This is a genomic window from Bacteroides sp. NSJ-39, assembly GCF_014287315.1.
Taxonomy (GTDB): Bacteria; Bacteroidota; Bacteroidia; order Bacteroidales; family Bacteroidaceae; genus Bacteroides; species Bacteroides finegoldii.
The window spans coordinates 302,293-329,258 of record NZ_JACOOB010000003.1 but is presented as its reverse complement, the minus strand read 5'-3'; the positions used below and the strand labels follow the sequence as shown (position 1 = coordinate 329,258).

The 26,966-nt window shown below is 42.4% G+C and carries 13 protein-coding genes and 1 pseudogene; 9 read left to right on the top strand and 5 right to left on the bottom strand.

What is annotated here, in order from left to right; all coding sequences use genetic code 11:
* The first annotated feature begins 14 nt into the window (after positions 1-14).
* Positions 15-2,318 (top strand): alpha-N-acetylglucosaminidase, encoded by a 2,304-nt coding sequence (locus H8S63_RS05775; protein WP_186926055.1) that lies wholly within the window; start codon positions 15-17, stop codon positions 2,316-2,318.
* Between the two features lie 83 nt (positions 2,319-2,401).
* Here H8S63_RS05775 and H8S63_RS05770 read toward each other — a convergent pair whose 3' ends face one another.
* Both H8S63_RS05770 and H8S63_RS05765 read right to left on the bottom strand, forming a co-directional pair.
* Positions 2,402-6,466 (bottom strand): hybrid sensor histidine kinase/response regulator transcription factor, encoded by a 4,065-nt coding sequence (locus tag H8S63_RS05770; protein WP_186926024.1) that lies wholly within the window; start codon positions 6,464-6,466, stop codon positions 2,402-2,404.
* A 127-nt stretch (positions 6,467-6,593) separates the two neighbouring features.
* A complete protein-coding gene (locus H8S63_RS05765) occupies positions 6,594-8,372 on the bottom strand; it encodes a pectate lyase (RefSeq protein ID WP_186926022.1) in 1,779 nt (592 codons plus the stop codon).
* 377 nt (positions 8,373-8,749) lie between these two features.
* Between H8S63_RS05765 and H8S63_RS05760 the strand changes: the two genes are divergently transcribed.
* From H8S63_RS05760 to H8S63_RS05740, 5 genes are read left to right on the top strand one after another with little or no spacing between them, the layout of a single operon-like run.
* Positions 8,750-11,818, top strand: coding sequence for a TonB-dependent receptor (locus tag H8S63_RS05760; protein ID WP_302295658.1), 3,069 nt, complete (start codon positions 8,750-8,752; stop codon positions 11,816-11,818).
* A 10-nt stretch (positions 11,819-11,828) separates the two neighbouring features.
* Entirely contained in the window at positions 11,829-13,418 is a 1,590-nt protein-coding gene (locus tag H8S63_RS05755) for a RagB/SusD family nutrient uptake outer membrane protein (RefSeq protein ID WP_186926020.1), read from the top strand.
* A gap of 16 nt (positions 13,419-13,434) precedes the next feature.
* Positions 13,435-14,988 (top strand): IPT/TIG domain-containing protein, encoded by a 1,554-nt coding sequence (locus H8S63_RS05750; RefSeq protein ID WP_186926018.1) that lies wholly within the window; start codon positions 13,435-13,437, stop codon positions 14,986-14,988.
* Between the two features lie 23 nt (positions 14,989-15,011).
* The gene (locus H8S63_RS05745) at positions 15,012-16,385 is read left to right on the top strand and encodes a hypothetical protein (RefSeq protein ID WP_186926016.1); all 1,374 of its coding nucleotides are present in this window, start codon (positions 15,012-15,014) and stop codon (positions 16,383-16,385) included.
* Positions 16,386-16,418: 33 nt separating this feature from the next.
* Positions 16,419-17,114, top strand: a complete 696-nt coding sequence (locus H8S63_RS05740) for a hypothetical protein (protein WP_186926014.1) — start codon at positions 16,419-16,421, stop codon at positions 17,112-17,114.
* A 99-nt stretch (positions 17,115-17,213) separates the two neighbouring features.
* Here the strand turns inward: H8S63_RS05740 and H8S63_RS05735 are convergent, their stop codons facing one another.
* Positions 17,214-19,070, bottom strand: a complete 1,857-nt coding sequence (locus H8S63_RS05735) for a BACON domain-containing protein (RefSeq protein WP_186926012.1) — start codon at positions 19,068-19,070, stop codon at positions 17,214-17,216.
* A gap of 191 nt (positions 19,071-19,261) precedes the next feature.
* Here H8S63_RS05735 and H8S63_RS05730 point away from each other — a divergent pair.
* A pseudogene (locus H8S63_RS05730) lies at positions 19,262-19,429 on the top strand (hypothetical protein); the annotation flags it as partial.
* A gap of 613 nt (positions 19,430-20,042) precedes the next feature.
* Here the strand turns inward: H8S63_RS05730 and H8S63_RS05725 are convergent.
* Entirely contained in the window at positions 20,043-21,176 is a 1,134-nt protein-coding gene (locus tag H8S63_RS05725; protein WP_186926010.1) for an ATP-binding protein, read from the bottom strand.
* A 149-nt stretch (positions 21,177-21,325) separates the two neighbouring features.
* Positions 21,326-21,898 (bottom strand): DNA-3-methyladenine glycosylase I, encoded by a 573-nt coding sequence (locus H8S63_RS05720; protein WP_186926008.1) that lies wholly within the window; start codon positions 21,896-21,898, stop codon positions 21,326-21,328.
* A 192-nt stretch (positions 21,899-22,090) separates the two neighbouring features.
* On the opposite strand from H8S63_RS05720, the gene H8S63_RS05715 reads away from it, so the two are divergent.
* Both H8S63_RS05715 and H8S63_RS05710 read left to right on the top strand, forming a co-directional pair.
* Positions 22,091-23,740 (top strand): DUF6377 domain-containing protein, encoded by a 1,650-nt coding sequence (locus tag H8S63_RS05715; protein WP_186926006.1) that lies wholly within the window; start codon positions 22,091-22,093, stop codon positions 23,738-23,740.
* A 212-nt stretch (positions 23,741-23,952) separates the two neighbouring features.
* Entirely contained in the window at positions 23,953-26,955 is a 3,003-nt protein-coding gene (locus tag H8S63_RS05710; protein ID WP_186926004.1) for a TonB-dependent receptor, read from the top strand.
* Positions 26,956-26,966: the final 11 nt, after the last annotated feature.

Sequence of the window (26,966 nt, the reverse complement as noted above, 5' to 3'; positions counted from 1 at the left end):
GAATGACCATGAAAATGACAAGATGTAGTACGGTACTGCTTTTTTACCGTTATTTATTTATTATCGGATTTTTCTTTCTGAGTGCGGCATTCAAGAAAGAGAACCCTGAAATTCGTGCCACTTATGATTTGATAGAACGGATCACTCCGGGATATGGTAAACAGTTTGTATTGGAACTGATTCCTGCCGGAGCCGACGGACAAGATGTGTATGAGATCGATGGAAAGAAAGGGCATATTACTTTGCGTGGTAATAATCCGGTTTCATTGGCTACAGCCTATAATCAGTATTTGAAATATAGTTGCGGGGCGCATGTATCCTGGTTTGGTGACCAATTGAACCTTCCCGAAACACTTCCTGCTCCGGTTGTTTCGCAACGGGGAAAACATACAATTAACGGAAAGTATCGCGTGTATATGAACTATTGTACATTCAGTTATACTGCTTCCTGGTGGGATTGGAAACGTTGGGAACGCGAATTGGATTATATGGCGATGAATTCTGTAAATATGCCGTTGTCTGTTGTCGGATTGGAAGCTGTGTGGTATAATACCTTGTTAAAATATGGATTTACTGATGAAGAAGCCCGCGCATGCCTGACGGGACCGGCTCACTTTGCCTGGCAATGGATGCAGAATATACAAAGCTATGGTGGTCCTTTGCCATTATCGTGGATACAATCGCATATTAAGCTGGGAAAACAAGTTGTTGACCGGCAGCTGGAATTGGGAATGCAGCCTATTCAACAAGGCTTTTCCGGTTATGTGCCTCGTGAAATGAAGAAAAAATTTCCGAAAGCCGGCATTAGCATGAAAGGAGGGTGGTGCGGCTTCAAGGGGGCAGCCCAGATTGATCCGACAGATTCATTGTTCCGGGCTTTCGGGCGTGATTTCATGGAAGAAGAAAAGAAGCTGTTCGGTGCGCATGGAGTTTATGCCGCTGATCCTTTCCATGAGGGAAGGCCGCCTGTTGATACTCCCGAGTATCTGGATGCGGTAGGTAAAGCTATCCATCAATTGTTCAAGGCATTTGATCCGGATGCATTGTGGGCCATGCAATCGTGGAGCTTGCGTGAACCGATTGTAAAAGCCGTTCCTAAATCTGATTTGCTTATATTGGACTTGAATGGCGGGCGTTGTGTCAAGGATGATCCCTGTTGGGGATATCCGGTTGTGATGGGTAATTTGCATAACTTCGGTGGACGTATCAATATGCATGGTGACTTGCACTTGATAGCTTCCAACCAGTATGGAAGGGCTCATGCAAAACATGATAATGTATGCGGATCGGGACTTTTTATGGAGTCTATCATGCAGAACCCGGTTTTTTACGAACTGGCATTTGAAATACCGCTTCATGTAGGAAAGGTGAATATCGAAGAATGGTTGGCAGGATATGCGTCGCGTCGTTATGGTGCACCTTCTGAAAAAACGGCGCAGGCATGGCTGTATTTGCTTGAAGGTCCTTATCAGAGGAGAACGAACGGCACGGAACGTAGTTCGATCATCGCTGCCCGTCCGGCATTGAATGTGAAGAAATCAGGCCCGAACCATGGATTGGGTATCCCTTATTCTCCTTTATTGTTATGGAAGGCGCAGAAGCTGCTTCTGGAAGAGTCGGACAAATTGGGCGCTTCCAAACCTTACCGTTTTGACTTGATTGACTTACAACGCCAGATAATGACAAATCTGGGACAGGTGATACATAAACGTGCGGCAGATGCTTTCCGCAAGAAAGACCGCAAAAACTTTCTTCTGCATAGTAATCGTTTTTTGGAACTGATGCATGATACGGATGTGCTTCTCCGTACCCGTGAAGAGTTTAACTTTGATAAATGGCTGGCTGATGCCCGCAGTTGGGGGACAACGGAAGCCGAAAAGAATCTGTTGGAAAAGGATGCCACCGCATTGGTTACTATATGGGGAGCTGATGGTGATCCGCGTATATTTGACTATTCCTGGCGTGAATGGAGCGGACTGATCGAGAATTTCTATCTGAAACGCTGGAAAATGTTTTATGATGAAATGTCGGGTTATCTGGATCGCGGAGAGGAATATGTGGAGGAAGGCTTGCCTCAGGCCTACGGACGTGAAGCTTTCCGTGCCAACGCACTCTATAATAAAATGGCGGATTGGGAGATGAACTTTGTCTCTACTTATAATAAGGCACGTACTCCGATTACGGAAGGAGATGAAATCAAGACAGCAAAGCGGCTCTTCAAGAAATATCTTGAAATCTCCAAAGATTATTATTCTGAAGAAATGGCGGCTGATAAGATAATAGAAGGCAAGGCATTCGAAAATTTGGGAGAAGATTAATACTTGCAAACAGAGAATTAGAATATATGAAAACATAGAATCCGTATCCAGTCACTGGATGCGGATTCTTATTTGTTTCTTTTTTATTTCCCTTCCTGCCTGTTTTTAAACTCTGTCGGCGGAACTCCATATAACGTTTTGAAACAGTTTGAGAAGTAAGCCAGACTGTTATAGCCTACGGCGCAATAGACTTCTGTTATTGTCATATCTGTTTCTTTCAACATTTTAGCTGCAGTTTCCAAACGGAAGTTGCGGATAAATTCATTGGGTGAATAACCGGTGATTTGCTTGATTTTACGATACAGGTTCGACTTGCTCAAACCGAGCTCTTTGCAGAAAGCATCCAGGTTTAAGTCGGAATTGGCGATATTCTGTTGTAAAGTGGCATATAATTTCTGCATGAACTTTTCGTCGACAGAAGTAACATCTACTCCCAGCGATTCGAGAGAGAAGTTTTTGCTGTACAGGTCTTTCAGTTTTTCCCGGCTTTGGATCAGGTTATCTACCCGTATTTTCAATATGGAAGCATCGAAAGGTTTGGTGATATATTCGTCTGCCCCTGCGGCATATCCTTCTTTTATGTCGTCTGTTCCGGTTTTGGCGGTAACCATGATGATAGGAATGTGACTGGTATTCATATCCTTTTTCAGTCTGCAGATTAATTCTATGCCATTTATTTTGGGCATCATCAGATCAGTGATTATCAGATTGGGAAGTAGATTGACAGCTTTGACTAGTGCGTCTTCGCCATTTGTCACTCCGGTCACATTATATTTTTCTGCCAGACAAGAACATATGTAATTGTTCAAGTCGCGGTTATCTTCCACCACCAGGATAGTCGCTTGTTTCCTCTCAGAATTGTCGGGTTCAAAATCAAGATCCGGAAGTTCTACATTGAACGATACAACCTCATTGTCTGTTGTCTCTACAATCATTTCCGGTGTGAAGCCGTTTTTGTCGACAGGGATAATGAATTTGAATATGGCACCGGATTCGGGAGCATTTTCCGCCCATACTATTCCGTGATGCATTTCTATAATTGCTTTGCTCAGGCTCAGTCCGATACCGGTTCCGGATTTGGAATGCTCGTTTTGTGCTACCTGGTAGAATGGGCGGAAAATTTTCTCAAGTTCGTCCGGAGCGATACCGGTGCCGTTGTCCTGAATAGATACAGCCAGATATTTTATTTCCGTATTTTTGTATTTGTTCAGTTTGGCAGGAATGAAAATCCCAAGTTCGGAGAATGGCTTTACATCTAGTTCTACCAATATGGATCCGCTGTCCGGTACATTTTTGAAAGCATTGGAAAGAAAGTTGAAATATACTTTTTCCAATAAGTTACGGTCAAACCATATCGGCTGCAGGTCGGTAGAATGTTTGAATCTTAAATGAATGTTCCGGTATAAAGCCAAATCCTGGAAAGACGAGACAGCCTCACCGGTAAATTTGATTATATCGCTTTCGGATACTCGCAGTTTCATTGTTCCGCTTTCATTTTTTTGCAGATCCATCAGATTGTTGACGATACGGAGCAATCGTTGGGCGTTGCGTAACATGAGCTTTGCTTTGTAATGGATATCATTTGCCAAATCTGTACGTTTGACGAATTCTTCGAGTGGAGCTATGATGAGGGTGAGAGGAGTACGCAGTTCGTGTGAGAAGTTTGTGAAAAGACGGTTGCGCTCCTGATAGTATTCTTCGTGTACTTCCGCTTCCATTTGTTTCAGTCTGATGTTGTTTTGTAAACGTTTCTTTTCGGTGAAGTAGCGGATGATAAAGGCGATGAGGGCTATTGCAACTGCGCTATAGAGCAAATAGGCCCACCAGGTTTTCCATAAAGGAGGGAGAACTACAATTTCCAGTGTAGTGCCTTTTTCATTCCAGATGCCGTCGTTGTTGGAACCTTTCACTTGAAAATGGTAGGTTCCGGCAGGAATATTGGTATAATAGGCTGTGCGGCGGCTTCCTACTTTGTTCCACTCTGTGTCGAACCCTTCCAGTTTATAGGCATATTGGTTTTTGTTATTGAAGATGTAGTTCAGTGCGCAATATTCAATCATTATGTTGGTTTGGTTGTGTTTCAAAACAATTTTCTTTTGCGTGGAAATACTTTCTTTCAGAATACTTCCTTTATTTTCCGGCCGGATCAGGTTATTGTTGATATATAATTTGTCCAATGTAACAGGCGGTATGTTCGGATTGGTAATGATATCGTTCGGATTGAAAAGTGTGAAACCGTTGTTGCCGGCAAAGAAAATCCGGTTGTCGGACAAACGAAGGCCGGCACAGGGGGAGAACTCCTGTATCTGTATGCCACTTTCCTGACCATAATTGATAATATTGCGTGTACGAAGATCAAGATTGGATATTCCGTTCAGTGTGGTGAGCCACAGGGTGTTGTCATTTCCTTCCACGATTTTGCAAACCTGATTCGTCAGTAATCCGTTGTTTTCATTATATGTACTGAATTTACCTGTCGAAAGGACGAGCTCGCTTATTCCACCATCTATGCTGCCTATCCAGATTCTTCCCGAACGATCTTTCAGAATACTGCTGATATGCTTGGCGGGCAGTCCGTGGTTCTCCTGATAGGAAATCAACGTATGGTTTATCTTGTCATAGCAGAACAGCCCGTTGCTTTTTGTGCCGATCAGGAAGATATCGGCATCGACTTCACATACACAAATTACATTGGGGAAACTTATATCTTTTCTTCCTTTTACGGGGAAAGTCGTTTGTATGGCATGTTGTTCTTTGTCATAAATGAATGTCAACCCTTCCATAGGGCTGATAGTCCCGATGATTATTGCACCGGAGCGGCTTCTGCCGATATGGTAGATTGGTTTCCGGTCGGTAGTTTGATAGAATAGGGAGAACTGGCGGGTATGCGGATTGAATTCATATATTTCGCCTTGGCTGGTTCCGCATAAAAAGCGGTTGCCGTCCCGGTAAATGGTTTTAAAGATAGTTCGTGCAGATTCACTGAATTTGTAAGGTAATTTGTATTGGTTCAGTGTCTGTTGCGTAAGGTCGAAAGCAATCAGCCCTCCTCCTTCCGAGCAAATGTAAAGCACTCCGTTATATTCGGTCGACGGTCCCAGAATACCCAGACTGTTATTAAGGAGTGCTCCCGGATTATAAAAGTCAAATAGATGTCCGTAAGGGTTGTAATAATCAATTCCTCCGGCATAGGTTCCGACCCAGATGGTCTGCATACGGTCAAATAGTATGCTGAAAATGGAATGATGGCTTAAAGTGCCTTGTGTGCCGTATTTGTATGACACAATCCGGTTTGTAACCGGATTGATAATATTTAATCCGTCAAAGGTTCCTACCCACATTTTCCCTGTAGGAGATTCTTTGATGCAACGGATACGGTTGTTGGACAACCCGTTTGAGGTGTTATAATGTATGATTTCCGACAGGTCGTTTCTGATAACGCAGATTCCGTTCTTGTAAGTTCCCAGCCATATGTTGTTTTTCTTGTCAATATGTATATCTTTGATGTAATTGGCCGGTAGCGGAAGTGCCGGAGAATCTGTAGAGAATGTACGGATGACTTGTCCTTTTTGTCGGTCGTATACCAAAAGCCCTTTAGTGCCGGAAGCCAGATAAAGATTGTCTCCTTTTTCAAGAATGTCATTAACGGAACTGTTATTTAGTTCTTTCAGGAAAATGTGTTTAAGGCTGTCAGCTGAGGAATCGTAAAAGAATAGTCCGGAGTTGGTTCCAACCAATAGAGTGTCTCCCTGGCTTATGCAGAGAGATAGAATATTGCAGCCTGACTGGTTTGAATGATAATATCGTTTGAATCTTTCTCTGCTTTTATCAAGCTTGTTCAAACCGTTTTCTGTACCGACCCATAGATTGCCTTCGTTATCTTCAGTGATGCAGTTGATTATATTATTGCTGATACTTTGGTCATTATTTGCATGATTCCAGAATATATCGAAAGAATTTCCGTTGAATTTGTTGAGTCCGTTTCTTGTGCCAAACCACATATATCCTAGTTTATCCTGATAAATACAAGTAACATGGAGTTGCGACAGACCATCTTTAACTGACAGATTGGAAAAGTGGTACTGTCGTTCGGCACAAATTATCTGTGACAAGATGACAACTAGCAATGTACATAACAGTTTTTTCATAATATAGGATATATGCATGTTTCGTGGCAACAAAAATAGTAAGAAAGACGATAATAAATGAAAAGCCGGGCTTATTTTCTTCCTGAATATGAAAAATACTCCGGTTCTTCAGCCTGTAAGGCTATGGCTATTCGGGGAAGAACTTCCGTAGCTGTGCGTCTGTCATTACGTTTTTCAAGGCTGTCGCGCCAAGGCGGTCACGTAACTGATGGTAATATAGACTAAGCGGAAGTACGGCAGTTGTATCACTTTCTATCCATCCGTTCCCTTCTATCGGTTTGTTTTTAAAATCCATATTGATCATAGAAGCTTTTGAAATACTGTTGAAAGTTGATTTTCTGTTTTTTAAGGCTTGTTCATTATTGATTGTTTTATCAGCTTGCAGACCGATGGCAAAATTTTGTGCTGTAGGAGGTTCCATTACTAGAATAAGTGGTGCGGTACAATTCCAGAATATCATTTGCGCGCCTGCCCATCCATGTCCTGACCCCATATTGCCCCGGTTGCCGGCTATTAAAGAAGCGGCCGGACCTCTTAATGTAATGTTGTCCCATAAGCAACCTGCCGACCAGCGTTGGTGGGGCTCACTGGATGCGAAGCTCATGTCTCCTTCTCCGTCTACAAAAACATTGGGGCCGGCTACACAGGCACCCAGAACAAATTGATGGCGGTGATGGCTTGCGTAGCAACGTTGAAACAGGCACATCTGGCCGCCGCTGATACTATATGCATATCTTCTTCCTCCTGTAATGACGGAGACCGGATTGGTGGCGGACAGATCTTGGGCGGTAATAAACTTGGAGCCTATGGAAGTTTGTATGCAGCAGTCAAAATGTTCTACGCTGACATTCCTTACCCATGCATTTTCCACTGCGAGGAAGTTGACGAAGATATTGGCATGCTTTTCATCGCTGCGATATTCTCCCGTAGGGTTTTCTTTGCTTTTCATACCGTTGTGTATAGCCTTTACCTGTGCGTCATAAAGGGTTGTTCCATATATATTTTCTATGCCGCATAGTGCTATACGCTCATTGAAAGTATATCTACAGATTGTGCCGCCACCGAACTCTTTTTGCATTGCGTTGGTTAATGGAATATCCAACGTGATTTCATCTCCTTTTATCGAAACAATCTTGCGTTCAAATAGGAGATCTTTGCTTCCGGCTTTCCATTGCACTGTTCCGTTCATATTCGTGCGTTCTCCTTCTTTTTGAAAACGTTGGAAGGCTTCAAGGGTTGTTTCTCCTTTTTGTGGGCGGGGGGCGATGGAGTCCATGCCTATGGTATGAATCCAGTTTGCTGTACTGGGGCGGCGTATCACTATATCGTCACCTGTGTGGAAGTACTTACCGGCTCCGGTTACATGGATAATACGGCTACCGGAAGGAACGTATTCATCTGTAATAGGAAATTGTTCGCACGCGAGCCGTCTTTTCTTTTTGCTGCCTACCTCGATGGCACTATATGTTTGAGGGCTTGTAGCTATTAATATGGTTCCACTTTCTTTGTCATTTCCTTCACCTCGAAGGACGATTCCACCGGCAGTGATCCGGAGTGGACTTGCAATCCGGTAAGTACCTTTTTTTAAGAGAATACATCCTCTGAATCCGTTTTTACTGATTTTCTGTCGAGCCACTTTATCAATAGCGGCCTGAATCATTGGAGCATCGTCACTGTTATTTGCCGAAGGAGTGATTGTCATTACGACTTTCACATCGGGAATGGCTATACCGCCTCCCATATAACCACAATGAGAGAAATCCGGCAGAATATCTTTTTGGATAGTGTACGGATGGTAGATTAATTTCCCTTTTTGGTCAAAAGAAACCAGTTTGCTTTGCGTATGAGCGTAGGAGCTTACTATCCAACTGAAAATAAGAATGAGGATTATACATTTATTGTTCATGGCATTTTTTTATTTCAAAAATACGATGTCTTTGTATATTTGCGTTATAAAAGCAGGTTTAATGTTTGCAGAAAACGTTCATATTGGCTGCCCGGACTGCGTATTTCTGTATCTGGGCTATTTTTATAAGAATTAGGGTTATTATTTCAAATCGTCAGAAGGATATTGCAACTCTTTGGTGGATTTAAGAAATCCGTATGGGTGATTAATCGTTAGATTTGCGGAATGAAATAATAATTTTTAGGTATGAAAAACATTTTATTATGAAAAAGAATTCATCTCTTCTTAAATGCACTGTTTTGATAGTGTGTATGCTAGAAGTCTTTGCATTAGTCTTTCCCACCGGCGTTTTTGCTGTTACACAACAGAACTTGCCTGTGAAAGGAATAGTACTTGATGAGGATGGAGAGCCGCTGATCGGTGTTTCCGTCCAAGTAGAAGGCGGAACTGTCGGTTCCATTACTAATGTGGAAGGACGGTTCTCGATTAATGTGCCGGTAAATAAACAAATCTTGAAATTTTCTTATGTAGGTTTTGTGACGCAACGGGTGGTGGTGAAAGACAGGAAAGAATTGCGTATTACAATGTCCGAGGACTTGAAGCAGTTGGACGAAGTTGTCGTTGTCGGTTATGGAACGCAGCAAAAGTCCCATCTTACAGGTTCGGTGACGAAGGTTAATATTGATGGCCTGGATGAAAATGCGGTTCCTCGTTTGGATCAGGCTTTAATGGGACGTACAGCCGGTGTACAAATATTGAATACAACTTCTGAAGTAGGAGCTTCTCCTGAGATTACTATCCGTGGTGGCTCGTCCTACAGTGCCAATACTGCCCCATTAGTCATTGTAGACGGTTTCGAAATGAGTGATGGTTTGGAGGTGATCAATCCGGCTGATGTGGCAAGTATTGAAATCTTGAAAGATGCCGCTTCAGCTGCCATTTACGGTTCGCGTGCGGCTAATGGAGTTATCATGATTACTACAAAAGCAGGGTTGGCGGATAAGCCCCGTTACAAAGTTAACTTCAAGTTTGGCTCAAAGTCTCCCTATAAGCTTCACCCTATCATGAATACGAAAGAGTATGTCAATCTATGTATACGCGATGCCAATTTGTTGGGAAGGAGCTTAGGTAATGTCGAGTTTGCCAAGTCTGTGATTGATACGGATACTGACTGGCAAAGATTAGCTCTTCGTGATAATGCTTATATGTATTTGGTGGATTTTTCTGTTAGTGGTGGTAGTAAGAAGTTGAAATATTATATTTCGGGTTCTTATGCTGACGATGAAGGTATGATGCGTAAGAACTATTATAAACGCTATACCATGAGAGCCCGGATTGATGCCCAACTATCAAAAAGAGTAAGTGTAGGAGTGAACCTGATGCCTTCTTATACTAAAAGTGAGCGTCCGGCTATAAACTTCTATAATTATACGTCTGCTCCGGCGTGGGCACCCGCGCGTCATACAGAATATACAGCCGCTATAACAGGACAGCCGGTGGGCTCTTTGGTCAGGGGATTACATTTTAATAATATAACTGTTACCGGAATAGACCCGCAAACTGGTTTGGAGCGGACAGTAACGACTACCGGTTTATGGAATACTACGCAAAATAATGCTTATGGAGTGATGGAGAATGTAGATCAGCCTAATAGTCAATATCGCATGCAGGCACAAGGGTATATTGATATTGAATTATTCAAAGGATTGAAATTCCGGTCTGCCAATAATATCAACTTCAATTATGGTGAAACAGATGCATATTGGAAAACTGGTGCGAAAAATGTGGCAGATCCCAATCGGGGACAATACAGTAGTACTAAGACTATCAACATATCTTCGGAGAACACGTTGAACTACAGTCGGAAATTTGCGGGAATTCATCAGGTAAATGTACTTGCAGGAGCTTCTGTTTATAAACGTTCGGTTAAGAAAGTCGGTGTTCTCGGATTTGACTTTCCAACAGAGGAAATCCATATGTTGAGTGGAGCCGGGCGCATCGACCAATATGAGGGGACTAATATCCGTACCGGGACGTGGCTTACGGAAAGTGCGATGGCTTCTTTTTTCGGGCGTGTGAACTATGCGTTGAAGGATCGTTATTTGTTATCGGCAACTGTACGTAGTGATGGTAGCTCTAAATTTGGAAAAGATAATCGTTGGGGATGGTTTCCTTCCATTTCGGCAGGATGGAGAATCTCTGAGGAATCTTTTTTGAGAAAAGTGAAATGGTTGAGCCAGTTGAAATTGCGGTTGAGTTATGGAGTAACGGGTACTGATGCTATTACTGACTATTCGAATGTGGATTTGCTCTCTTCTGCCGGTTATCCGCTAGGTACGGGAAACGGAGAAGTGAATACGGGACTGGCTAATAATACCTTGCAAAATAATGTGTATTTATTGGGAAACAATAAATTGAAATGGGAGCAGGCAAATGAATACAATGGAGGTATTGACGTGGCTTTCCTGAATAATCGTATTGCGTTTACTGTAGATTATTTTTATACAATTACGAAGAATCTGTTATATCAGAAAACGGTAAACAGTGTTTCCGGATATGGACTGGCATGGACAAATGAGGGAAAGATGCGTACAAAAGGCGTTGAACTGGAATTAACTACCTATAACTTTAGAAGTCGTAATTTCAAGTGGAGTACTTCCTTGAATTTCTCCCGTTCCCGCAACCGGTTACTTGATCTTGGTGGTCCGGCAGAACAGATTACACAAGGTGGCAGTGTCGATTATTATATAAACCGTGTAGGCGACCCGACTGTTCAGTTCTATGGTTTCAAGGTAATCGGTGTATGGAAAGATCAGGATGAGATAAATAATAACCCACATCACATTAATGATAAGCCGGGAGGTTTACGGGTAGCTAATACAAACGGTGACGATGTGATAAATGATGATGACCGTGTGATACTGGGTAATCCTTATCCTGATTTTAATTGGGGTATGACCAATACATTGAATTACTATGATTTTGATTTTTCTTTTACTTTTCAGGGTCAGGTAGGTGGTCAGGTATATAATATTGAAAGTGCGAATAATGCGTTCTTGATGAATCATAAGAAATATGTGAGTACAGATCGTTGGTTGAGTGCTGAGCATCCGGGAAATGGAAAGGTACCTTACACGAATTCCGGTATCAACCATATGCTGACGGATTATGCTCTTGAAGATGTGGGCTATCTTGCTTTGCGTGATGTAACTTTAGGCTATACCTTACCAAAGAAAAATGCGCGTAAACTGGGAATCTCTAAATTGAGGGTTTATTTAAGCGCTCAGAACTTGTTGTATATTTGGAACAAGGATTATCGTGGCATCAATCCTGAATCTCGTTCCGGTGGCGGTATTTATAATACGGCAGTGGCACGTAATGGTAAACAAGGGGGAGGATTTCCTATCCAGAAGACTATAGGTGGAGGTATTAACATTGAATTTTAAACGGATAGATATGAAAAAAGGATTTATATATACGGTCGTTTTGTTTATAGCAGCATTAACCGGATGTGAGGATTTTCTTGATTGCCCGTCAAATGACAAGTTGGAATATGGGCGCTATTATCGTAATGCAGCGGAGGTCAATACGGGTGTCCTGGCTTGTTATAACGGAATACACGGTCCGTTGGACAGAGAGTTTTTCCTTACCGAAATACGTTCGGACAATGCACGTAATTACCGGCAGAATGATGTGAATGGTACAGAACTGGATTTGGTGAATATGGATATTTACCAAGTTGATCCTTCCAGCGATATCAATACTCTTTACTGGGAACGGACCTACCATAATATTGCAAATTGTAATTCTGTAATGGAACATCTTGATGTGGTAGAAGTACCTGCTCTACGTCAGCAGTATGAGGGAGAAGTCCGTTTTATCCGGGCTTATCACTATTTTAATCTGGTTCGCTTGTATGGTGCCGTATTCTTGGTAACAGAGAGAATAACTCCTGAAGAAGCCAAATATACGGAACGAAGTACTGTAGATGTAGTATATGGGCAGATCAGAGAGGACTTGGAATTTGCGGCAAGTAAATTGCCCGTAGGAAACACAAGTGACCAGAAAGGGCGTATTGACCGTTGGGGAGCGAAGACACTACTTGCCAAAGTGTATTTGACACTTGCGGGTAGTGAGAATGACCGTCCGAAAGCCAAACAACTTCTTACAGATGCCTGGACTTTGCTCAAAGAAGTAGAAAAGGATGGCGGTTATGATTTGGTAAAGACCTCTTATGCAGATGTATTTAGTGTCTCTAATGAAATGAATGAAGAGATCTTGTTTGCTTCCCGTTACAAAGCTGGAGGATATGGTCTGGGCTCTCCATTCGGCAATTATTTTGCTCCCGGTAACAGTGAGAATATGATTATTACAGGAGGCGGAAGCGGATATAACTGCCCGACAGAAGACCTGTTGGCAGCCTTTAAAAAAGAAAATGATGAGCAGGCAGGAATAATGGATAACCGCAAGGCGGCAGTATTGGAAGAAACATGGACAAAGGTTACAGATAGCGGGACGAAAACAGTTAATTATCTGTCTTATGTGACTAAGTATCTGAGTGAAATACTGACAAGTAAAGATGCTGAGAATGATTGGCCGATCATTCGTTATGCCGATGTGCTTTTGATGCTTGGTGAAATAGAAAATGAGTTGAATGGCCCTACTCAAACTGCGGTCGATTACCTGAATTATACTCGTATGCGCGCAGGTTTGAAAGCTAAAAAAGTAGAGGACTTCAAAGACAAATATGAGTTTCAGGATGCCATGTTGACAGAAAGGCGTTTGGAATTTGCTTTTGAAAATCAACGTTTTTTTGACCTGCAGCGGACCGGACAGTTGCCTATAGTGATGAAGAATCACTTTGAGACGGAAAAGGTGCGTAGTATACAGAATGGTAATTATGCGAAAGAAGGGTTTTATGATGCACCTCGTTTCACTACCATTTATATGCCGGACAAATCACTCGAGAATTGGCAATTGTTGCTGCCTATTCCATATAAAGTGATGATGAGTGCCCCTAATGCAACACAAAATGTAGGATATTGATGTAGAAGTAAAAGATATGAAAAGAGTAACTAATAATATATTCAGCAAGCTGTCAGCAATAATTATGATGTTGATAAGCGTTGTGGCTTGTAATGAGAAGCTGCATATTGTGGAAGAGAATCAGGACGGACCAATTGTGGAGGACTTTGAACCGAAAAGTGGTGTTACCGGATCAGAGATTCATATAACGGGAAGAAACCTGGCTAAAGTGGATTCTATTAAAATCGGTGGAGTGAAAGTTGCGGTGCAGAGGCTTAACCATAATTTGGTTATTGCTAATGTGAATGCTTTGAATGCCAATGGCGAGTTAACAGGAGGTATTATTGAGGTATTCACTCCTTATGGAGTGGCTAAAACGGCAGATTCGTATACGGTGGATTATGTTGAACCTATATTGGAACTGGATGAGTTGAAGTGGGGTAAACTATCTCCGAACGACGCGCTTACTTTGTCCGGATATTATTTGAATTCGGTGACAGAAATGTTTTTTATAAAAGAAGGGACTCGTAACCGATCTGTTGTTTCCGGGGAAGAAAACTCAAACTTGGTGAAAGGGAGAATTATAGGGCAGGGAGAAGATTTCTTGAGAATACAGGTGCCTTATTTTTCAGGCAAAGCGGTAGGAATGAAGTTGGCTTATCGTTCCGGTAAGAACATTGTGGAGACAGAACCTGTAAATTTTCCGGACAATGTAGGGGGATTGGAATTAGTATTGAAGACTCCGACAGTAAGTTACGTGACAGAGAAGAAAATGCAGGGTTTCGAGATAGAACTGGAAGGCACAGATTTTTCTGTAGTGGATAGTGTGATGATTGGAGGGTTGAAGGCTGAGATACAGACTGCAAAGAGTTCTGACACAAAGTTGGTTTGTTTGTTGAGTGACGGTTATAGGGAAACGACAGATGCGGATATCAAGTTGATGTATTATAATGAAGAAGGAGATGCGGAAGTGGACAAGACGATTCGTGTAATAAAGCCAAATTACTATTTCTGGAAAGATAAGACTCTTAACAGTGGAAATATGACCAATGCCGATATTGGAATTTTGAGCGGATTTGACGGGAGAATATATTCTACTTGCGAATTTGCTGGAAGTGACGAGATTAAAAAGAAATGTCATTTAGGGGTTGCAGCCGTATCTGGTGGATTAGCATTTGTGTCAATGGTGAAAAATGGTTATATGAAATGTGGAGGTGTAGGTCTGGAAGGCGGTCTGTTAATGCGATTTTTCAAATTATCAGCCGCAACTCCCGAAGCGAATGCTTTTCTTGAGAAAATCAAAAATAAGACTTTGGAGGATTTCGAACCCATAGACCAGTTAAAGGAGTTCAGTAAAAAGAGTGTTACTGCAGCACGTTATATAGACGGAAATGATGAATATAACACTACTAATACTCAAGGTATGGAAATTGGAGGAGCCAATATGGTTATCGTATACAAAGCAAACAAGGCGAACGTTGATGAGATAGCTCAGATTGGCTTTATTGAACTGACGGGAGCTAATACGGAAACTCCGACAAAAGGCAGTCTTACTGTCAACTTCTATTTTAAGGATCTGACTTCTGAATAATGATAAACCGATAAAGAAAAAATATGAAAAATATATTATACATATTATTAGCAAGCATGCTGTTTTTATGGACAGCATGTGATAAAGAGGATGGATGGGATGTGGATATGGGTAATAATCCATTGGAAGGAACTTGGATTCGTGAAGGGGTGTCTCAGAAAGTATTGGTAACTTTCAATGCTGATTTCACTTCTTGTATTACCACTTATGATATAGAGACTGGAGAGGTGGAAAACATCTATCAGCAAGGTCGGTATCGTATAGAAGGTGATTCGTTGCTCATTTACCAAAACGGATATAAGAATTTGTATAAAATGAGTGAAGATGCGAACAAGGTAATAATCATTTATGGCTATGGTAACGATAATCCGAAAGCGGAAACGAAGTATACTTATTCGCGTTATATTGAGATGCCGGAAGATAAGGAATTACAAATAGCTGATTTGGAAATAGCACAAGAGGTCTTGGGTGATTTGAAAACGGGTCAAGCGGTCGCTGTGAGTCTCAATAATTGGGAAGATAAGGAACTTGTCGGGGTTCATTTGCGTAAAGAACTTACGGCAGAGGATTTTGAGATGACAGGTTGTACTTTGAATGAAGGAACGCTGGCATTTACTGTCCCGGAAGATACACCGGTCGGCTCTTATTCTTTAGTATTGGTTTATACTGTAGATGGAAAAAAGAAAGAAGTGGAATTTGATGCACTTCCATGTTTAGTCCAAGGGATGATTCCACCTGCTGATTTAAATGTTTTTGTTTTTAGAAATCAGATGTTGGGCGCTAATCAAAATCCTGATGTTGGCTGTATGCTGACGGTTGATGAAAGTCAACTGGATATTCAGACTGCTTGTTGTATGGTAGAGAATAGTGCATTGACTTCTGAAGAAAATCAAAAGCGGCGTGCTGAGATAGATATTATTGGAATGTCATATTCCGGACCGGCTTTTGCTTTGGCAAATTCAAAGAAAATAGGCAATAATTTGAAATCTTTTCATTGTGGTGGTAAAGCCTTGCAGAATGCTGATACTGCTGAAAAGCAAGAGCAGTATTATAAAGGTTATTTGTCTATTGATACGAAATTTGTTGTCCTGCAGGAAGATTCGTATATGGAGGCTCCTATTATTGAACTTGTCAGGAACAATGGTTTAAGAGAAATATCCGAGTTTGCCACACCTGAACTGTTCAATGGTAATATACGGATTGATAAAAATAATGTTCAAAGTGTGAATGAGGGTGGAAATGTAAATCCTAACTTGTTTGGGGTGGGAAGTGTAGTGGCTTTCCAAAGTTCAAAGAATGGTAAAATTGGCTTGATACATATTTTAAAGATCAACTTGGATACTTCATCAGCTGCCAAGGAGGCTACTATTGTATTCGACCTTTATTATCAGAAATAGAAATGTTTAATTTTTAATTAGAATTGTAACGATATGAAGAAAGTGATTTTGTCAATGTGCATGGTCTTAGTTACTTTAACGAGTTATGCGTATGTAGTGGGTGATAGTTCTGCAGAGGAAACCGGCACGATGAAACCAAAGTTTTATTGTTGGAAGAATAAGACGCTGAATAGTGGTAATATGAAAAATGCCGAGATTGGTATTTTGAGTGGAATTGATGGAAAAATATATTCTACTTGTGAGTTTGCCGAAAACGAAGAAATTAGAAAGAAATGTCATTTGGGAGTTGCTCCTGTAGCCGGTGGACTGGCATTTGTATCCATGTTGAATAATAAATATTTGAAATGTAATGGTGTGGGGCTGCAAGGTGGCCTGTTAATGCGGTTCCGTAAATTGTCATCTGCAAATCCGGATGAAAAGTTCTTTTTGGATAAAGTCAAAGATGGAACTTTGGAAGAGTTGGAATCTACAAGCCGGCTTATGGAACTTTGTAAAAAAACGGTTACGGCAGCACGCTATGTGGCCGGAAATGATGAATACAATACTACAAATGAGCAAGGTATGGAGATAGGCGGAGTAAATATGGTTGTTGTTTATAAAGGCGACAAGGTGCATGTTAATAATATCATTCAGGTTGGTTTTATTGAATTGATAGATGCTGCTACAACAAGTCCAACAATGGGAAGTCTTACTGTTAATTTTTATTTGAAAGATTTGGTCTCTAAATGATGAGTTATTAAGCGACGGTTTTTTATAACTTCTCGAAAAGTTGAAAAGGCTTCCATACCTGTTAATTGGGTAATGGAAGCCTTTCAGTTTCTTTAAAAATTAATGGGAGTTGGAATGATATAATCTGCCTGTCCGCTTTCTTAGTTCCAGTTGTGCCTCGAAAAGAGAAGCAGGAATAACAGGTTGGTTTTCTCTTATATAAATGCCCTCGGGGCGGTCGGCATATGGGCCTTTGTATTTGGTTCCTTTACAACCGATACCATAGTTCTTGGCAGAATCCCAGGGGCTTTGTATACAGATTCTAGAGCCGATGCAGTTCCAGAATATTTGATTGGCTCCTGCCCAACCTTGTCCGGAGCCCATGCTTCCACGGTCGAGCACGTTGATTTGTCCGTCAGTGTCAACGCTGTCATACAATGTACCTACATTCCAACGTTGGTGAGGCCCTACATCGCCATGTGTGTTTCGTGTCTTGATTTTGACAAAGGCATTGGGGCCTACTCCTTTTGTTCCGGTGGAACAGGTATGACGGGCTTCTGTAGCTTCACAATCTATTACCAGGCATTGTTGTGCCTGAATCATGCAGAAAGGATAACGTCTTCCTCCTGTAAGAACAGACTTTGGATCAAGGCATTTACTGTCTTTTACCGTGACGAACCGGGTGCCGGTAATTAAATTGGCAAGTCCGTTGACGAAGTACTTGGAGGTGATATTGCGGGCCCAACTATGTTCCACTTTAGTAAATTCTATCGCGTATAGCGCATGTTCTTCATCTTCATCTGATATATATTCGCTTTCCATAAGCATATTCTCAATGCCGCAATGACTGATTCTTCCTGTAAAACTGGATTTGAACACAGCACCTCTATTATATCGGGTTTCCATTGCCATCATAATAGGGTTGTCAAAGTGCAGTGTATCGTTGCTGATATGTGTGATCCGGCGCTCGTAGCTGAGATCGTAGCTGACAGGATCCCATTGTCCTACTACTCCTCCATCCGATCTGGGAGGGATTTGATCCATTTTTATATCACTAATCCATTGGGCGGTACCGGGGCGGTAAATTGTAACATTATCTCCTTCCCGGAATGCTGTGGGGTTTAATACCCTTACCCAGAATTGTCCTACCGGTACGTAATTATCTTTTATATTGAGTGCTGTGGTGCTGTTTGGAGTGGATACACCTGTTCCTTCCATTCGGACAAGGGCTCTTTTTCCTGTTCCTGATGCTATCAGGACAGTGCCTGTTTCTGAGTTTTCACCTTCTCCCCGGAGAACAACTCCACTGGATTGGAGGAGTAGCGTTCCTGAAATATTATAACGTCCTTTTTTCAAGAGTACCGCTCCTTTGAAGCCATCCGGGCCAACACTACGTGCCGCCACACGATCAATCGCTTCTTGAATTAATCGGGTGGCATCTCCGCTTGCAGGAGCTTCAATGGTTTCTACCACCTTTATGTCAGGAATTTCTTGCTCGCTTCCCATATAGCCGATATTGCTAAAATCAGGTATAATATTTCCTTTTTCATCTGTCAGTGAAGAGAGAGGCAGGTCAGAGTCTACTTGTGGATACGTAGGACTTGTATGACCGGAAGGCTTTTGATAAATATCCACTCTTTTGGTTACATTTCCGGAAGAGAATATCAAGCAGGTTTTACGTTCTTCTTCCTTTGGGTTCTTCTTTACAGATATTGACAGAGTGGAGAAATTATCTGTTCTGTCATAGTGACACCAATCTCCACCTTTGGCGACTGTAACTGCCCATTCTATCGGAGATTGTATCAGCAACTCTTGTATTCCTCCTGAACCATTGAAATAAAGTGTATTTGCACTGACTTGAATGGATACACTTTCTTCATCGGAACAGGACTGGAGACTTCCTGTTAGAAATAATAATAATCCCAGGAGTTTTACTTTTATACCTCTTATTGGAAAGGTATGGATGATTTTTTTCATGATAATGTGTTTTTGGATAATTTGTATTATGATAATTGCTTATTGCTTTTGCGGAGGTTTTTCGACAGAAACAAAGGTAGATAATCTTATAGAGATTGTTTTTTGATATTAAGCCAAATGTTTGCAATAATATTCCAAAGAGGAATATCGAAGGATGGACATAACTCCCCATTTGCGGTGACAAACGACCGTTGAATGGCGTAGAGGTTTTTGTACAGGAAGCCAAGCAGACTAGGCAATATAATCAATACAATATCAGCGGTTACAGCCGCTATCTGCGAAAAGGCAGTAACCTGTTGAAGATTGAAGTGCAGGATACCAGGAAGATGAGATTCGATTATGGATTGAGAGCTTATTAGTCAGACTCGTTTTTCACTTTATCAGTTATATTATAAAGTTGAAAAACAAAAAGTATCTGCCACCTTACACTAATGCCACTGTATTTCGTTGAAATATAGTGCATTAATAGGGTGGCAGATACCTGTGTAAGATGGTGGCAGATAAAAGTATCTGCCACCCGATACTGACCATCAAAAAAGGATATAGTATCTGCTCAAGATATTAATACACAGGTATATAATGAGTAATATATCAGTTGTTGCCATTCAATACCTTAAATGCGAATACTCTATTTATAGGCTGCAAATACACGAGTTTTCAGCCATTAATAGTTGTCTTGTCAGCTATTAATAGCCTAGGCGTAGGGTATTAACAGTTTGGACATGGAGTATTAACACCCTGGAAGCAGGATATTAACTGTGGAGTTTCAAACTGTTTCGATAGGATGAAACACATAGTTTGCTTACATGAAACAAACAGTTTGTACTGTACTGTAGATTTTGTTTGGATATACCCACCTATTGATGAGATGAAGGAGGCACTAGTGGATATAAATCAGGCTAAAAAATGAATGAGAGTTCATTTTTAGCCTGATGATTTATATGAGTTATAACCTAATAGCGGGCAGTGCCCCTAATAGGTTTTTTGTAACCACACTCCCAACAGTTTGTCGGATATTTCATATTGATTCTGTTCCTGAGAGACTAAATTCTTTTCCAGTAGCCCCTTGAGCGCAGATTGTACGGAACTGGGAGTACTTAGCTTATACTTTTTTATAAACTTTCCTGAAGTTACTCCTATCGCTTTTTGTTCTTTTCCTATAGCGATGAGCACCTCTTTCTGCTTCTCCGGAAGGCGGGAGAAAATCTCCTGGTAAGTGAAGTCCTGCATCTGAAGGATATTGGTCAGAGCGATGGTTTGTAGGGAACGGCTACATAATTCCCCTTTTCCGGTCAGTATATATAATTCATTAAACATGAGTTGTATATACCAGGTATGTCCTTCAAAGAAATTATATACTTCGTCTATCAGTTCTTCTTCAATGCGCTTTTCGTTTTCAAGGAAAAGCCTTTCAACAAATGCTTTGTATTCTGTAAGTGGGATACTTTTTAGTTGCATCATATTGACGCTTTGGTAGAAAGGCCGGGCCGGGCTGTTGAACATATTCATCATAATATGCTTCTGACTTCCGGCAAAGATGAAACGGGCATTTTGGCAATGTTGGACTTTAGTTCTCAATATGGCTTCTACATTCTTTTCCGCATAATTGCCTATTTGCTGAAATTCGTCGATGGCTACGATACAGGGTTTATCGGCTTGTTTCAGGTAAGCGAAGATTTCATCCAACGTTGTTTCCGCTGCATGAATATCTCCTAATCCAATGTCGAAAGTTGGCTCTCCTGTAACGGAATCCAATTTAAAACCTGCACGCAGTGAGGAAATGACCGAGAAGAAACGTTCAATGAACTTCATTCCTTTGGGTTTGAGTTTCTCGAAAATCTCTTTTCCCAATGCGAATACAAATTCCCTGAGACTGGCCGTCGCGTAAATGTCAATAAAGAAAGTATAATAATGCTCTTTTATCTCATCCTGATAAAAGCAGTGACGAATCAAGCCTGTCTTTCCCATGCGGCGCACAGAGATGATAACAACATTCCTTCCATTGGTTATGTTGCGTATCAATTGTTCTGTTTCCACTTCACGGTCACAAAAGTAATGGGGAGATATGTATCCGCCTACGATAAAAGGATTATTAATGACTGCCATACTGATTATTATAAATGCAATTATTGCAAATATAATAATTATGTTTATAATAATGTGGTTTCGACTCCTGTTTTTTCCTTCCCATCACTCTTCTGTATCTGTTTATTGCAATCTATCCCGCATCTTATCAGGAAAACAGGCACAGCTTTTTATTTTGCCCGGCAAGCGCAGTCCGTCAGATGGTCGTTGATAAACCCCGAAGCCTGTAAGTGGGCGTAACAAATCGTAGAACCGAAGAATTTGAACCCTCGTTTTTTCATATCCTTACTCATGGCATCGGATTCGGGAGACGACACCGGAATCTCACTCAATGAACGGAAAGTATTGACAATCGGTTTTCCATCGGGAAAGAATGTCAGTGTGTAGTTATAGAAACTACCGAATTCCTTTTGCAGGGCGAGGAATTGCCTGGCATTGGTGATGGTTGATTTGATTTTCAGGCGGTTTTTCACAATGCCGTCAAACTGCATCAACCGTTCCACGTCTTCATCGGTCATTTGCGCTACCAGCGTGGCATCGAAATCACAAAAGGCTTTGCGATATCCCTCACGCTTCTTAAGGATAGTTATCCAACTCAATCCGGCTTGGGCGCTCTCCAACACAAGAAACTCGAACAGCGTCTTATCGTCAGTCACCAATTTTCCCCACTCCTGGTCGTGGTATTTCACATACAGTTCGTCAGTTCCGCACCAACCGCAACGTCCGTTGATAATATCTTGCATATGCATAACATTTTGTAATAGTGTGTGTAAAGATAGCCGATTCACAGTGTCGTGCCAAATATTTATCAGCTTATTATTTCCGAAAACTATCCGCAAGGGTAAATTATGATTTATATAACTACAATCTTTTGTTTGAAAGCAGAAAGTTTCTGAAAGACTTTTATCTTTGCAATATATAATACATACGGCACTATGAAAAAAGTTATTTTTATCCTTGTGGCAATAATCCTTCCCGGCTTGCTTTGTGCGAAAGATGATAAGAGTACCGATGCGTTACTCCGCGAGATTGATGGTATCATTAAGAACCGCCAGACTTATGGGGCAGAAAAGGAAACATGTATTGCCGACTTGAAAAAGTTACTGTCCGAAGCTGCTTCCGACGAACAGCGATATGGATTCTGTGGACGTCTTTTCGATGAATACCGGGCTTATAACCTGGACTCGTCTTTTGTCTACGCCCAGCGGAAACAGGACTTGGCACACCGTCTGAATAAATCGGATTACCTGGATGATTCTGCCATGAATATGGCGGAAGTGATGGGAACCACCGGAATGTATAAAGAAGCGCTTGAACTATTGGGCGAGATTGACAAGAAAACCTTGCCCGATTATCTGTATTCCTATTATTATCATTTATACCGCACTATTTATGGGTTGATGGGCGATTATGCCGTCACGGCAAAAGCCAAGAAAGAGTATTACCGAATGACGGACTTGTACCGCGACTCTCTTCTGCAAACCAATGTATCCGATTCTTTGGGGCATGTATTGGTACTGGCGGATAAATGCACGGTTCATGCACAATATGACCAGGCAATACATATGTTGGCGGACTTCTACAAGAGACCCTCTTTGGATGCTCATGCACAAGCCATGATAACCTATACGCTTTCGGAAGCCTACCGTTTGAAAGGCGATAAGAAAGGACAAAAACATTACCTGGCTCTTTCAGCTATTGCCGACCTGAAATCGGCAGTAAAAGAGTATGTTTCTTTGCGGAAGCTCGCTTCGCTCGTCTACGAAGACGGGGATATAGACCGTGCCTATAACTATCTGAAATGTTCACTGGAAGATGCAACCCTTTGTAATGCCCGCCTTCGTACCCTGGAAATCTCGCAAGTCTTTCCCATTATCGACAAAGCCTACCAGTTAAAGACGGAACGTCAGCAACGGGAAATGAAGACTTCTCTGATTTGTATCAGCCTGCTTTCCGTATTCCTATTGGTAGCCATCCTCTTTGTGTACAAGCAGATGAAGAAAGTAGCCGCCGCCCGTCGCGAAGTCGTTCATACCAACACGCTCCTGCAAGAACTGAACGAAGAACTGCATGACTCCAACTCGCAACTGAAAGAGATGAACCACACACTTTCGGAAACCAACTATATCAAGGAAGAATACATCGGCCGTTATATGGATCAGTGTTCCGCTTACCTGGATAAGATGGACTTATACCGCCGCTCCCTGAATAAGATTGCCGCTGCCGGCAGAGTGGAAGAGCTTTATAAAGCCATAAAATCTTCCCAATTCCTCGACGAAGAACTGAAAGAGTTCTATGCCAACTTTGACATGACCTTCCTGCAACTCTTTCCCGACTTCGTAGACGAGTTCAATGCCCTGCTTACCGAACCGATGCAACCCAAACCGGGAGAACTGCTGAACACCGAACTCCGCATCTTTGCCCTTATCCGATTGGGAATCACGGACAGCACTAAAATAGCGCAATTCCTCCGTTACTCCGTGACTACCATTTATAATTACCGGACACGTGTCCGCAACAAGGCTTTGGGAGAAAGAGATGAATTTGAAGCTAAAGTAATGAAAATAGGGAAGGTGGAAGAGTAAGAAAACCACTACTTTTTTAGTCTGACTACTGTTTTATAATGTTCTTATTCTTAGTGGTTTATACTGTGAGAAACTGTATGAACCACTATATTTTTGCTATCTGCTCAAAGAAGCAGTATTAAATGTGGATACTTTTGTTTCACGGTCATTCAGGAAATGACGCAGCGAATAAAAACAAAAGTAACCCTAATATTAACTTTAAATTAATGTACATGAAACAGAGCATGAAGTCGAAAGGCTTTGAACGCCGCCTCTTATTAATAATGTGGGGCTTGTTCCTATCTCTTGGTGCATTCGCACAACAGATTTCAATAAAAGGACATGTCGTAGATGCTACGGGCGAGCCGGTTATCGGTGCCAGTGTAGTGGAAGGAAGTACGACGAACGGTACGATTACCGATATGGACGGGAATTTTTCTCTGAAAGTGTCCCCAAAGAGTACGCTGACCGTTTCTTTTATCGGATATGCCACCCAGACCGTTCCGGTAAACGGAAAAACGTCTCTAACCATCACATTGAAGGAAGATACTGAAGTTCTCGATGAAGTCGTAGTAATCGGCTACGGTACGATGAAGAAAAGCGACCTGACGGGTGCCATCTCTTCCGTTTCTTCCAAAGACCTGATGAAACAACCGTCCCCCAGTCTCGGAGCTGCCTTGCAGGGACGCGCCACCGGACTTCAGGTGATTTCGAGCGGTGCGCCGGGCGATAACGTGTCGATGAAAATTCGCGGTATCGGCTCTATCAACAACAGCGACCCGTTGCTCGTCATTGACGGAGTGCCGACCGATGTTCCCCTGAACATGATTAATATGGACGACGTGGAGACAGTAGACGTATTGAAAGATGCTTCCGCCACCGCTATTTACGGCTCACGCGGAGCTTACGGAGTTATTATCATCACCACAAAGAAAGGAAAATCGGACGTCGCACGCTTTAACTTCAAAGCCTCTTACGGTATTGAGAAAGCCATCCGCACACTGGATTTGCTGGATGCCACTCAATTCGCTTCCCTTCATAATGAAATGATGACCGCCAATGGTCAGCCGCAGAACCCGCTGTTTGAAGACCCCACCTCACTAGGCAGGGGAACGAACTGGACAGACGAACTTTTTCAGACGGCTGCCACCCAAAACTATTCACTGAACTATTCAGGTGGAAATGATAAAACGACTTATTATGTATCTGCCGCTTATTTTAACCAAGAAGGTATCGTGCGCACTACTCAATATGAGCGTTACACCGTACAGTTCAATATGGATACCCAGATGAACAACTGGTTGAAGATGGGAAACAAACTGTCCCTGAACCATGACATCAAGCAAAAGGGAGAATACAGCATCAAGAATACTATGCTGGCACTGCCTACACAAGCTATCAAGAATGACGACGGCTCATGGGCCGGCCCAGTAGGACTCCCGATGTATGTAGGAGATATTGCCAACCCTATCGGAAAGATGATGACTAACTCCACCGCTACCAAAGGCTTCAATGTACTGGGTAATATCTACGCTGAAGTAAAACCGTGGGAATGGCTGACTTTCAAGACCATCGTCGGTGTGCAGGCACTCTTCTGGGATGATAAAGGCTGGTCGCCCAAATACGACTGGCAACCGATTTCACAACCGGAATCCTATGCTTCCCGCAAATATAACAAGAGCCTTACTTTACTGTGGGATAACACACTGACCTTCAACAAGACTTTTGCAGAAAAGCATCAACTCACAGTGATGGTCGGCTCTTCCGCACAGACCAATACCTATGAATACATGAGCGGCTCTATCATGGGCTTTATCAGTCCCACCGCACAGCAATTGGATAACGGTACGCTCGAACCGACAGTGAACGGCAACGGAAGTGACTGGGCATTGCTCTCTTACCTGGGACGTGTCAACTATACCTATGACAACAAATATCTGCTGACAGCTACCATCCGCCGTGACGGTTCTTCCCGTTTCAGCAAGCAGAACCGTTGGTCTAATTTCCCGTCCGTATCCCTTGCCTGGAGACTTTCCGAAGAACCGTTCTTTAAAAAGAGCTTTTGGCTGAGCGACGTAAAAATCCGCGCAGGATATGGCTTGACAGGTAATCAGGCAAGTGTGGGCAACTATGCATATGCTTCTACTATCCAGACCATCCAGTACAACTTCAACGGCACACAGGTGAATGCGATTGCCCCCTCGGTAATGCCGAACCCGAATGTCCGTTGGGAAGAAGTGGAACAATACAACATCGGCGCGGACTTGTCATTAATCGACAGCCGCATCAATTTGAGTCTCGATGCATACATCAAGAACACGAACGATATGCTTGTCAACATGGTAGTGCCTATCTCCACCGGATATTCGGACATCAATGTCCCCAAGATTAATGCGGGCAAGATGCGCAACAAAGGTTTTGAAGTATCCGTCAGCTCCCGCAATCTGGAAGGAGAGTTCTCATGGAATACGTCTCTCAATGCTTCTTATAACAAGAACGAGATTATTCGCCTGAACGGGGATGTCCCGATGTATTTCGATAATAATATCCATGCAGTCGGTCGTCCGGTCAGCTCTTTCTACGGTTACGTGACGAACGGTATCTTCCAGACACAGGAAGAAGTAGACCGTTACGCCATTCAGACACAAGGAAACGACCCTTACAACCGCACTTCTGCCGGAGATATTAAATTCAAGGACTTGAATAACGACGGAGTCATCAACGACAAAGACCGTACGTATCTCGGCAATCCCACCCCGACGTGGATTTTCTCTATGAACAACTCATTTGCCTGGAAAGGCTTCGACCTCGAAATCTTCCTGCAAGGGGCAGCCGGAAATAAAATCTACAATGCCAACCGTGCTTCTTTGGAAGCCATGTCCGTGGCACAGAACCAAATGACAACCGTTCTCGACCGCTGGCGTGGCGAAGGGACAAGCAACAGTATGCCGCGTGCCGTATTCGGTGACCCGAACAAGAACGGGCGTGTATCGAACCGCTTTATAGAAGACGGCAAATACCTGCGCTTGAAGAACGTAACGCTCGGATATACCCTGCCTGCCGCATGGAGCAAGAAAGCGGCGATGTCCTCTGTACGCTTCTTCGTTTCAGGACAGAACTTGCTGACCTTGACCCGTTACACAGGACTCGACCCGGAGATTTCCGGTTCGGGAAATGACAATAACGTATATCCTATCGCCCGTAATATTACATTCGGTGCATCTGTTTCTTTCTAACCACTTTTATA

Coding starts and splice junctions, on each gene's coding strand:
- H8S63_RS05775 (WP_186926055.1), top strand. CDS start 15: ATGACAAGATGTAGTACGGTACTGCTTTTTTACCGTTATTTATTTATT.
- H8S63_RS05770 (WP_186926024.1), bottom strand. CDS start 6,466: ATGAAAAAACTGTTATGTACATTGCTAGTTGTCATCTTGTCACAGATA.
- H8S63_RS05765 (WP_186926022.1), bottom strand. CDS start 8,372: ATGAACAATAAATGTATAATCCTCATTCTTATTTTCAGTTGGATAGTA.
- H8S63_RS05755 (WP_186926020.1), top strand. CDS start 11,829: ATGAAAAAAGGATTTATATATACGGTCGTTTTGTTTATAGCAGCATTA.
- H8S63_RS05750 (WP_186926018.1), top strand. CDS start 13,435: ATGAAAAGAGTAACTAATAATATATTCAGCAAGCTGTCAGCAATAATT.
- H8S63_RS05745 (WP_186926016.1), top strand. CDS start 15,012: ATGAAAAATATATTATACATATTATTAGCAAGCATGCTGTTTTTATGG.
- H8S63_RS05740 (WP_186926014.1), top strand. CDS start 16,419: ATGAAGAAAGTGATTTTGTCAATGTGCATGGTCTTAGTTACTTTAACG.
- H8S63_RS05735 (WP_186926012.1), bottom strand. CDS start 19,070: ATGAAAAAAATCATCCATACCTTTCCAATAAGAGGTATAAAAGTAAAA.
- H8S63_RS05725 (WP_186926010.1), bottom strand. CDS start 21,176: ATGGCAGTCATTAATAATCCTTTTATCGTAGGCGGATACATATCTCCC.
- H8S63_RS05720 (WP_186926008.1), bottom strand. CDS start 21,898: ATGCAAGATATTATCAACGGACGTTGCGGTTGGTGCGGAACTGACGAA.
- H8S63_RS05715 (WP_186926006.1), top strand. CDS start 22,091: ATGAAAAAAGTTATTTTTATCCTTGTGGCAATAATCCTTCCCGGCTTG.
- H8S63_RS05710 (WP_186926004.1), top strand. CDS start 23,953: ATGAAACAGAGCATGAAGTCGAAAGGCTTTGAACGCCGCCTCTTATTA.